The sequence below is a fragment of the Streptomyces sp. NPDC088794 genome (assembly GCF_044750545.1).
Taxonomy (GTDB): Bacteria; Actinomycetota; Actinomycetes; order Streptomycetales; family Streptomycetaceae; genus Streptomyces.
Genome location: NZ_JBIVKB010000019.1, coordinates 150,377 through 159,779 on the forward strand (window position 1 = coordinate 150,377; position 9,403 = coordinate 159,779).

Consider the following 9,403-nt stretch of genomic DNA (forward strand, 5'->3'; position numbering starts at 1 on the left):
CCGAGTGCGAGGAGCCCCATGCCGAGTAGAGCTGTCGTCATCGGTGCCGGCCTGGCCGGCATGCTGGCCGCGGCGGCCCTGTCCACCGCCGTGGACGAGGTGATCGTCCTCGAACGCGACGACCTGCCCACCGGACCGGAGCACCGCAGGGGCCTGCCGCAGGGCCGGCACGCCCACCTCCTCATGGCCGGTGGCCTGACCGCGATGGACGACCTCCTGCCGGGCATGGACATCCGCCTCCGGCTGCTGGCCAAGGGCGCCCACGAGATCTCCTTCAGCTCGGGCATGCTCGCCCGCACCCCGGAGGGCTGGCTGCGGCGATGGCGGCCCGAGGGGCCCCGGATGATCAGTTGCAGCCGGGCGCTGGTCGACTGGGCGGTACGGGACGCCGTGCTGGGCCTGGGCGGGGAGGAGGTCGGGCGGGCCCGGGTGGAGGTTCGGCGGGCCCGGGCGGTGGAGTTGCTGGGCGACGCGGGTCGCGTGCGAGGGGTACGGGTGTCAACCGCCGCCAGGGGCCGGGAAGTTGACGCGGAACCGGGCATCGAGGGCGACGCTCTGCACGACCACGACCACGACCACGACCACGACTCCGACGCCGACCTCGACGCCGACCTCGTCGTGGACGCGAGCGGGCGTGGCTCGCGGATCCTCAAATGGCTCACGGCACTGGGGAATTCGGAGGTCCGGGAGAAGACCGTCGACGCCGGTCTCGTCAACGCCACCCGGATCTACCGCACTCCGGCCGGCGCCGAGGGCTTCCCGCTGACCGTCGTGCACGCCGACCCGTACTCCGGGCGGCCGGGCCGCAGCGGGATGATGATGCCCATCGAGGGCGACCGCTGGATGGTCAGCCTCGCCGGATCCCGTGGCGGCGAACCCTCGGCCGACCCCGACGAATTCCTGCGCCACGCCCTGGAGTTGCCCGACCCCGTCGTGGGCCGGCTGATCTCCGGCGCCGAACCGCTCACCGACATCCACGTCGGCCGCGGCACCGCCAACGTGCGGCACTACGTGGAGAAGGCGCGCGACTGGCCCGACGGCCTCGTCGTGCTCGGCGACGCCCTCGCCACGTTCAACCCGACCTACGGACAGGGCATGTCGGTGGCCGCGCTCGGAGTCCAGGCCTTCGCACGGGAGTTGGCCCGCGGCGGGCCGACCGCGCCGGGCCTGTCCCGCCGGGTGCAGCGCGCGGCGGCACGGTCCGTGGACGCGGCCTGGGCGGTTGCCGTCGGCCAGGACGTCTGGTACCCGGGCACGCGGGGCGGGCAGCCGGGCACCGCCGACCGGCTGGTCGCCGCGTACTCCCGCCGCCTGACCCGTACGGCCACCGGTTCCTACCAGGCGGCGGCCGCCGTGTGGGACCTGTCCAGCCTGACCACGGGCCCGACCCGGGTGCTGCGCCCCCGGACCCTCCTCGCCACCCTCAACGGCCCCTTGCTGCCGCCGTTGACGGAGCCGCCGTTGACCGAGTCCGAGCGGAAGATCCTGCGGTCGTTGGACCGGACGGGTCGGGCCGGGTAGTTAGGGGGCCGGGCTGAGGAGCGGCCCAGCCCCAGGGCTCTCAGCCCGCGAACGCCGGTTGCGCCAGCCCCTTCCCCGCGCCGGGCACCACCAGCAGTGAGCCGGCGGCCGGGAGGGGTGCGGTGAGACCCGTACGGGCCGTGGTGATGTACAGGTCGGTGCGGTCGGCGCCACCGAAGGCACAGGCGGTGGGCCTGGGCACGGGCAGCTCGATCACCCGGTCCAGCGCACCGGCGGGCGTGTAGCGGCGTACGGCCGAGCCGTCCCACAGGGCCACCCACACGCACCCGTCGGCGTCGACGGTGAGCCCGTCGGGGAACCCGGCGCCGTCCTCGATCTCGGCGAGGGGCCGCCGGTTGCCGACCCGCGCCACACCCTCGTATCCCTGGTCTCCTTCGTAGTCGAAGACGTCGATACGACGGGTCGGGGAGTCGATGTAGTACATGAGGCGCCCGTCGGGGCTCCAGCCGGTGCCGTTGCTGACCGCCACGTCGTCGAGGACGGGTTCGACCGTCCCGTCGCCGGTGACGCGGGAGAGCGTGCCGCCGCCGGGGGCCTCGTCGTAGCGCATGGTGCCGGCCCAGAGGGAGCCGTCGGGGGCGACGGCGGCGTCGTTGGCGCGGCGGCCGGGAACGGGTTCGCGGTGCAGCCAGCGGAACGAGTCGTCGGGGTCGACGAGCCCGACGCCGTCCCGCAGATTCAGCACCAGACCACCACCCGCGCGCGGCTTGGCGGCGCCGACGTGCTGTTCGGTGGTGCGCAGGGTGCGGTGTCCGGTGGCGGGGTCGTAGGTGTGGACGCGGCTGCCGAGGATGTCGACCCAGATGAGCCGCGCCGCGTCGGCGTCCCAGGTGGGCCCTTCGCCGAGGGCGGCCTCGGCGAGCACGGCCACCTCGTACGCGTACGCCGTCATGCGACGCTCCGGTGGCCGAGGCGCTCGGAGAGCTCCACGGCACCCTTGGCGGCGAGCTGCTCCAGCTCGACCCGGCGCTCGTCGCTCCAGCGGATCATGGGTACGGAGATGGAGAGCGCGGCGACGACCTGCCCCGTGCGGTCGCGCACCGGCGCGGCGACGCAGCTGACGTCCGGGTTGGACTCACGGCTCTCCACGGCGATGCCCCGCAGCCGGATCTCCGCGAGGGCCTCGCGCAGGGCGGTCGGCTCGGTGATGCTGTTGGGCGTCATCGCGACGAGGTCGGCGTCGTCCGGGATGCGCGAGTCGAGCTCGGGCTGCGGGAGGGCGGCCAGCAGCATCTTGCCGACGGACGTGCAGTGGGCGGGCAGCCGGCGGCCGGCGGCCGACACCATGCGCACCGCGTGGGTGGAGTCCACCTTGGCGATGTAGATGACGTCGGTGCCTTCGAGGATGGCCACGTGCACGGTCTCGTCGCAGGTCTCGGCGACGGACCGGGCCACCTGCTGCCCCTCGGCGGCGAGGTCCAGCTGCTCGGCGTACCTGCTGCCGAGCTGGTACGGCCGCACCCCGAGCCGGTAGCGTCCCGGCTGCCCGGGCACCTGCACGATGTACGAACGGGCGGCCAGCGTGGTCACCAACTCGTGCACGGTGGTACGCGGCAGCTGGAGCTTGCGCACTATGTCGGGGGCGGAGAGCGTCCCGTCCCCGTCGAGGAAGAGCTCAAGAATGTCGAGAGCCCGAGTCACGGCAGGTACGAGGCGTCCCACGACCGGCCCCCTCCCTTGGTTGTCTGTAGCGTCTGCGTTCGAGATTTCAACAGACGATCGGAATGACGAACGAGGACAGGCTAGCCATAGTGCGTTTGCCCGGGCAATGGTCCTGCGGGCACCACCTCGCGGGCCGGGTGAGTACTACTGTCTCCCATGTGCGACACGTCACATCATGTCGTGCGGTGGGCGGGCGAGGGCGGGAGGGGCCCTCGGCGTCCGGAAGGTGTGATTGGGGGGTTCCGTGCAAGAGACGCATGAAATGGCCAAGGGTTCGAACGTATCCCTTACGGCCCTGAGCGAGAACGTCGATTCGGTGATCGTCGGTCTGGGCTGGACCAGCCCGAGCGGCGAGGGCGACGCGGACGTCTCCGTCCTCCTCGTCGGCCCGAACGGCAAGGTGCGCAGCGATGGCGACTTCTACTTCTACAACAACCCGGTGGCCGCCGACGGCAGTGTGCAACTGCTGGGCAAGACGCCCACCGAGGACGGCAACGAGGACCGGATCGGCTTCGACCTGACCGCCGTTCCGCCGGACGTCGAGCGGATCGTCGTGGCCGCGAGCCGGTACGAGGGCGCCCGGTTCGGGGAGTTGGAGGGCTTACGGGTGACGCTGGCCGACGCGGCGGGCGAGCATCTGCTGCGGTTCTCGATCGACGACGCCGGTTCGGTGAGCGCGTTCATCTTCGGCGAGCTGTACCGGCGCGGGACGGAGTGGAAGTTCCGGGCGGTGGGGCAGGGGTACGAGACCGGACTGGCCGGTCTGGCAACGGACTTCGGCGTCGACATCGATGACGAACCGGCCGAGGCGGGGGTCGAGACCGACATGGCCGGCGCCGGGGCGGGGGTCGAACCTGCGGGGGCCGTCCAACCGGCGCGGCCCGATCCGCAGCAGGATCCCCAGCAGGATCCGCGGCCGAACCTGGAGGCCCTGCCCGCTCCCCGGCAGCCCGGCGACGACGCCGAGATCGGCCCGCGGAAACAGGGTGCGCGACCTCGTACGGCGAAGAAGAAGGTCACCTTGCCCAAGGTGACCAGGAAGTCCCTTGCGGACAACGAGACGTGGCGCGAGGCCCGGCTCTTCCCGGTCTCGGTGCTCAAGAGCGACCGCGACCGCGAGACGCGGGCCACGTCCGTGCTGTTGTCGGTGATGGCGCAGGTACCGGAGTTCGGCCGCAGGCTCACGGCGGCGTTCGGGGCGCCGGCCGGGCGTATGGAGACGTTCACCGAGGTGGCCCTGCCGCACGGCGACACGCCCCGGCGGCCCGACGGGGTGATCCGGATCGAACGGGCCGGAAAACTGTGGACGGCGCTCGTCGAGACCAAGACCAACGGCAACGCCCTCAAGGCCGAACAGGTGCAGGCGTACATGGACATCGCCGCCCGCCGCGGCTACGAGGCGGTGATCACGCTCTCCAACGACGTGGCCCTGGAGGGCAGTCCGCTCGTCGACGTCAGGATCGACGGCCGGCGCAAGCACAAGGTGGCGCTCTGGCATCTGTCCTGGGCCGAAGTCGCGCACCAGGCCCAGCTGTTGATCCGGCACGAGGGGGTCGGCAACGCGGCCCACGCCTGGCTGCTCCAGGAGTTGCTGCACTACCTCCAGCACGAGAACTCCGGCTGCCACGGCTTCCAGAACATGGGTGCGGCCTGGGTGCCGGTGCGCAACGGCATCGACGACGAGACCCTGTGCCAGGGCGACCCGCGGGCGCTGGAGGTCGTCGAGAACTGGGAGCGGCTCATCCGCCAGGTCTGCCTCGGCCTCGGCGGCGAACTCGGCCAGAAGGCGCTCCCCGTCCAGCGCACCAGGCGCGGCGCGGACCCGGGCACCCGTCGGGCCCGCCTCGCCGACCAACTGTGCACCGACGGGCGGCTCCAGGCGGAGGTCCGCATCGAGGGCACCCCCGGCGTGCTCGCTCTCACCGCCGACCTGCGGACCGGCCGGCTGCGCACCTCCCTCGACCTCCCGGCACCGGACCAGGGATACCCCCTGACCTGGGCCAAACGCCTGATCCGCCGCCTGGACGAGGCACCGGCCGACCTCCACGTCGAGACCCTGGTCGAAGGCGAGACGGGAGGCCCCCGAGGCACCCTGGAACGCCTCCGTCCCGAACCGGCCGACGTCCTCCCCAAGAACCCCACCACCCGCATCACCGGCTTCCGCCTCTCCCTCATCAAGAACATGGGCAACGGCCGCGGCAACGCCGAAACAGGCTTCATCCGCAGCGTCAACGACGCGGTCAACCGCTTCTACACGACGGTGGTGGTCCAGGTGGAGGGGGCGACACCGCGGCGGGCGGGGGCGAAGGAACGGAGCGGAACGGGCTGATCCACTCCGATCCACTGCCGATCCGCTGCCGATCCGAGCGTCGAGCGATACCGTCCCCCTGACCGATCGGACGAGATCGACGCGCGAGGAGCGGCATGAGCGAGGGCTCGGGTGCGGAACCCGTCCTGGTGACCGGTGGCAGTGGGTTCGTCGGGAGTCATCTGGTCGCGCGATTGCTCGAGCGTGGGTATCGGGTCCGAGCCACCGTGCGGAGTACGGGGAATTCCGCGAAGGTGGCTCCCCTCCGCGCGATGCAGGAGCCGCATCCCGGGCAACTGGAGCTGTTCGAGGCCGACTTGCTCGGTGACGGGGACTTCGATGCGGCGATGGAAGGGTGCGGGGTCGTGTTTCATGTGGCCTCGCCCTTTCTCATGCCGGAGAAGATCAAGGACGGGCGGCGGGATGTCGTGGAGCCCGCGCTCGTCGGGACGCGGAACGTGCTCGGGAGTGTGGAGCGGACGGCGAGTGTGCGGAAGGTGGTGTTCACCTCCACCGTGGGGGCCGTCTTCGGGGACTACGTCGACGTGCTGGAGATGGACGGGGGCGTGCTCAGCGAGAAGTACTTCAACACCACCAGCACCGTGGAGAACAACCCGTATCACTACGCCAAGACCGTTGCCGAGCAGGCCGCTTGGGAGGCCGCGGAGGGGCAGACGCGGTGGCGGCTGGTGTCCGTCAACCTGGGGCTCGTGCTCGGGCCGTCCCTCACCCCCGCCTCCGAGTCCGGCAGCCTCTTCCTGCTCGACGAGCTCTTCAAGGGCTATTTCTTCTACGGCGCCCCCGACTTCAGCTTCACGACCGTCGACGTCCGTGACGTCGCCGACGCGCACATCGCCGCCGCCGAGAACGCGGACGCGCACGGTCGCTATGTCGTCGCCGCCGAACGGATGGCCTCCTTCCACGACATGGCCCGGGTGCTACGAGGGCGGTATCCGAAGAATCTGCGGCTGCCCCGAACCCGACTGCCCCACTGGCCCGTTCGCGTCCTCGGCCCCGCCTTCGGCCTGACCCAGGACTACATCCGCAAGCATCTCGGCATACGGTTCGAGGTCGACAACAGGCGTGGGGTACGGGAGTTGGGCATCAGCTATCGCCCCATCGAGGAGACCGTGCTCGATCATTACGAGGCCTGGCGACGGCAGCGGGCTCGCTAGGGCGCCCTCCTCGCCTCCCCCAGCGTTCCCCTCAATCTCTGTGCTCGTAGCACCAGTTCGAGTTCGAAGCGGCGGTCCGGGTCGTCTATCTCGTCGCCCCAGAGTTCGCGGATCTGGCGGAGGCGGTAGCGGACGGTCTGGGGGTGGACGCCGAGGCGGGCGGCGACCTCCGGGGCGCCGCCTCGTGTCTCCAGCCAGGCAAGGAGCGTCTCCGCCAGGCGGCGGCCGTGGGTCGGGCCGCTGTGGGCGAGGGGGGCCAGGCAGCGCAAGGCCAAGTCGTCTATCAGTTCCTCGGGTTGGAGGAGGATCAGCGCCTCGGTGTGCTCGGTGCAGTGCAGGACGTCTCCGGCGGGCAGCAGGCCCCGCTCCACCAGTCGTACCGCCGCCTCCGCCCAGTGCAGCGACTTCGCCGCGTCGGCGAGCGGGACCGGTGGGCCGATCGCGCCCGACCAGCCGGTGAGGGCGCGGTGGAGGAGTTCGGGGCGGCCGGCGGCGTCCGGTTCGGGGACGACCATGCGGGGTTGCTCGTACTCCATGTCCAGGAGGACCCCCTCGCTCACGGCCGGGGCCACTGCCTCCCTTGCCGGACGCAGCAGTACACCCACCGCGACCTTCCTCGGCAGCGGCCAGCCGACCCGCGCGGCCCGTTCGGTGAGCGCCTCGGCCGGGTCGCCGCCCCGGTGGTGCTCGGCCAACAGCAGTTCCATCAGGCGGCGTTGGAGGCGCAGGCGTTCGCCGGCCTGGCGTGCCGCCGCCTCCGCGTAGCCGCGTACCGACTGGTCGACCAGGCCGTCCAGGTACTCGTAGCCCGCGTCGACGAGTTCGTACATCGCCGGCGGCGGGATCTCCACACGCTGGCCGATCTCGGCGAAACGGCGCCAGGCGAGCCGTACGCCCATGCGGTAGATCGCCTGGAGGGAGTCGAGGGAGCGGCCGTGCAGGCCCTCGCCGCGGCCGAACTCCTGGAAGACGCCCGGCGGTACGGTCGGGCGGCCCTCGGAGGTCTCCAGATGCTGGACGAAGACCTCGATGGCGCGGCGGATGCCGACCATGGCCATCGGCTCGCCCGACTCGTCGAGGACGACCGGGAGATGGGGGTACTCGCGGCGGATCTCCCGCAGGATCTCCTCGGCGAGCGCGGGCGCCTCCGCCATGGCCAGCGCGGCGAACTCGCGGACCTGGAGGCGGGGCACGTCGTGCCAGGCCGAGAGCGTGGCGGTGGCGGGTGATCGAGCCGGCGTCACCCGTCAACTCCCCTGTCCGGCTTGCTCGTACGTGATCAACGGCGTGTTGGGCTGGTCCGGGGTCGCGTCGAGCAGCGCGACGATACCGAGCGCGGCGCCCACCGCGAGAACGGCGGCGGCCACGACGGTGAGTGCGGCGGCGAGCAGTCTGGACATCGCAGGGTCAGCCTCTCTGTCGGGAGGTCGTCCCCACCCCGCTGTCCCCACCCCTGCCCGTCGGCCCAGTGTCGACAAGCATTGACACCCCGTCAAGAGGCGCCTACGGTCCCGGGCCCATGGAACGGCCCGACTCCGTCATCCCTCCCCCCTGGAGTGCCCGGATGCGCCGTACAGCCTCACCAACCTCCTTGATACTCCTCGGTCTCGGCGTGTTTCTGCTGGTCCTGGCGCCGATGCTGGCGTGGTACGTGCAGCCGCGGGCCGCCGTGAACCCGATCGACATCGACACCACCGCCGTCTACCAGGGCACCGGTGCCTACTTCGACACCGACGAGCTGAAGACCGTCACCGACAAGCGCATCACCGTCACCCAGCAGGTCCGCGGCAACGTCGAGGACAGCGAGAAGAGCGGCGACGCGGTGTGGGACGTGACGACCACGGTCGACACGGACAAGTCGCTGCCGGCCGCCGATCCGCACGACGCGCTGGAGTTCTTCCTCAACCGCTGGGTCACCGACCGCAAGACCAACAAGCCGGTGCACTGCTGCGAGGAGAACCCGTACTTCGAGGGCGACGCCTACCTCAAGTTCCCCTTCGACGTGCACAAACGCTCCTACCAGTGGTGGGACAACTCGCTCGGCGACGTGATCACGCTGCACTACGCCGGCAAGCAGAAGGTCCAGGGCTACACCGGCCTCGCCTTCACCGGCACGGTCCCGCCGACGAAGATCGGCACCCGGCTGGTGCCGGGCAGCCTCGTCGACCAACCGAACCAGCCTCAGGTGCTGGCCGAGGAGTGGTACTCCAACCACGGCGTCCGGCTCGTCGTCGACCAGCGCACCGGCCGCGTGATCTACGCCCAGGTCGGCCCGCGACGTACATTGCGCGCGCCGGGGCACTCGTACGACGCGGTGCTTCTCCTGGACGCCGAGAAACTCGTCTTCACGACCGCCACGCAGAAGTCCCAGGTGAAGTTGGCCAAAAAGGAGAGTGGTCAACTGCGCATGGTGGGGCAGACGTTGCCGATAGGAGCCGCTGTGGCCGGGTTCGTCCTGGCCGTAGTAGGGGGCGTTTTGGTGGTACGAGGGCGAAGGCGCCCTGGATCCCCCGATTCGTCCGGGACTGGGCTCACGATGTGACATGACGTCAGTTCTAATAAAGCCCGAAATTGTCATCTCGGTGAGTAGCCGTGGCGGACGGCGGGGCGAAAACTGTCGAACCCCACCCCGGCACAACCTGTCCACACCCCCCTCCTACCAAGGGCTCAGTTCCCCCACAGCGACAGCACAGAAGTAGCCACTGAGTTCCCGCAC

Annotated in this window: 8 protein-coding genes; 4 read left to right on the plus strand and 4 right to left on the minus strand. The window is 70.8% G+C overall.

Features of this window, described 5'->3' with window-relative positions; translation table 11 throughout:
• The first annotated feature begins 18 nt into the window (after positions 1 to 18).
• Positions 19 to 1,521, plus strand: coding sequence for a pyridine nucleotide-disulfide oxidoreductase (locus ACIP6U_RS40755; protein ID WP_401727807.1), 1,503 nt, complete (start codon positions 19 to 21; stop codon positions 1,519 to 1,521).
• Between the two features lie 40 nt (positions 1,522 to 1,561).
• On the opposite strand, the gene ACIP6U_RS40760 is transcribed toward ACIP6U_RS40755, so the two are convergent.
• The gene (locus ACIP6U_RS40760; protein WP_401727808.1) at positions 1,562 to 2,434 is read right to left on the minus strand and encodes an SMP-30/gluconolactonase/LRE family protein; all 873 of its coding nucleotides are present in this window, start codon (positions 2,432 to 2,434) and stop codon (positions 1,562 to 1,564) included.
• On the minus strand, positions 2,431 to 3,204 hold the full coding sequence (locus ACIP6U_RS40765) for an IclR family transcriptional regulator (protein WP_401727809.1): 774 nt from the start codon (positions 3,202 to 3,204) through the stop codon (positions 2,431 to 2,433). The genes ACIP6U_RS40760 and ACIP6U_RS40765 overlap by 4 nt, the downstream gene beginning before the upstream one ends.
• Positions 3,205 to 3,466: 262 nt before the next feature.
• Here ACIP6U_RS40765 and ACIP6U_RS40770 point away from each other — a divergent pair, with 262 nt between their 5' ends.
• Complete coding sequence (locus tag ACIP6U_RS40770; protein WP_401727810.1) at positions 3,467 to 5,533, plus strand: TerD family protein; 2,067 nt, start codon at positions 3,467 to 3,469, stop codon at positions 5,531 to 5,533.
• A gap of 95 nt (positions 5,534 to 5,628) precedes the next feature.
• Positions 5,629 to 6,687, plus strand: a complete 1,059-nt coding sequence (locus tag ACIP6U_RS40775) for an NAD-dependent epimerase/dehydratase family protein (RefSeq protein WP_401727811.1) — start codon at positions 5,629 to 5,631, stop codon at positions 6,685 to 6,687.
• On the opposite strand, the gene ACIP6U_RS40780 is transcribed toward ACIP6U_RS40775, so the two are convergent.
• Together ACIP6U_RS40780 and ACIP6U_RS40785 are read right to left on the minus strand one after the other, a co-directional pair.
• Entirely contained in the window at positions 6,684 to 7,931 is a 1,248-nt protein-coding gene (locus tag ACIP6U_RS40780; protein ID WP_401727812.1) for a PucR family transcriptional regulator, read from the minus strand. The two genes, ACIP6U_RS40775 and ACIP6U_RS40780, sit on opposite strands and share 4 nt — an antisense overlap.
• A 3-nt stretch (positions 7,932 to 7,934) precedes the next feature.
• The gene (locus ACIP6U_RS40785; protein ID WP_165951142.1) at positions 7,935 to 8,087 is read right to left on the minus strand and encodes a hypothetical protein; all 153 of its coding nucleotides are present in this window, start codon (positions 8,085 to 8,087) and stop codon (positions 7,935 to 7,937) included.
• 164 nt (positions 8,088 to 8,251) lie between these two features.
• Between ACIP6U_RS40785 and ACIP6U_RS40790 the strand changes: the two genes are divergently transcribed.
• Positions 8,252 to 9,229: a DUF3068 domain-containing protein gene (locus ACIP6U_RS40790; RefSeq protein WP_401727813.1), complete on the plus strand. Its 978-nt coding sequence runs from the start codon at positions 8,252 to 8,254 to the stop codon at positions 9,227 to 9,229.
• Positions 9,230 to 9,403: the final 174 nt, after the last annotated feature.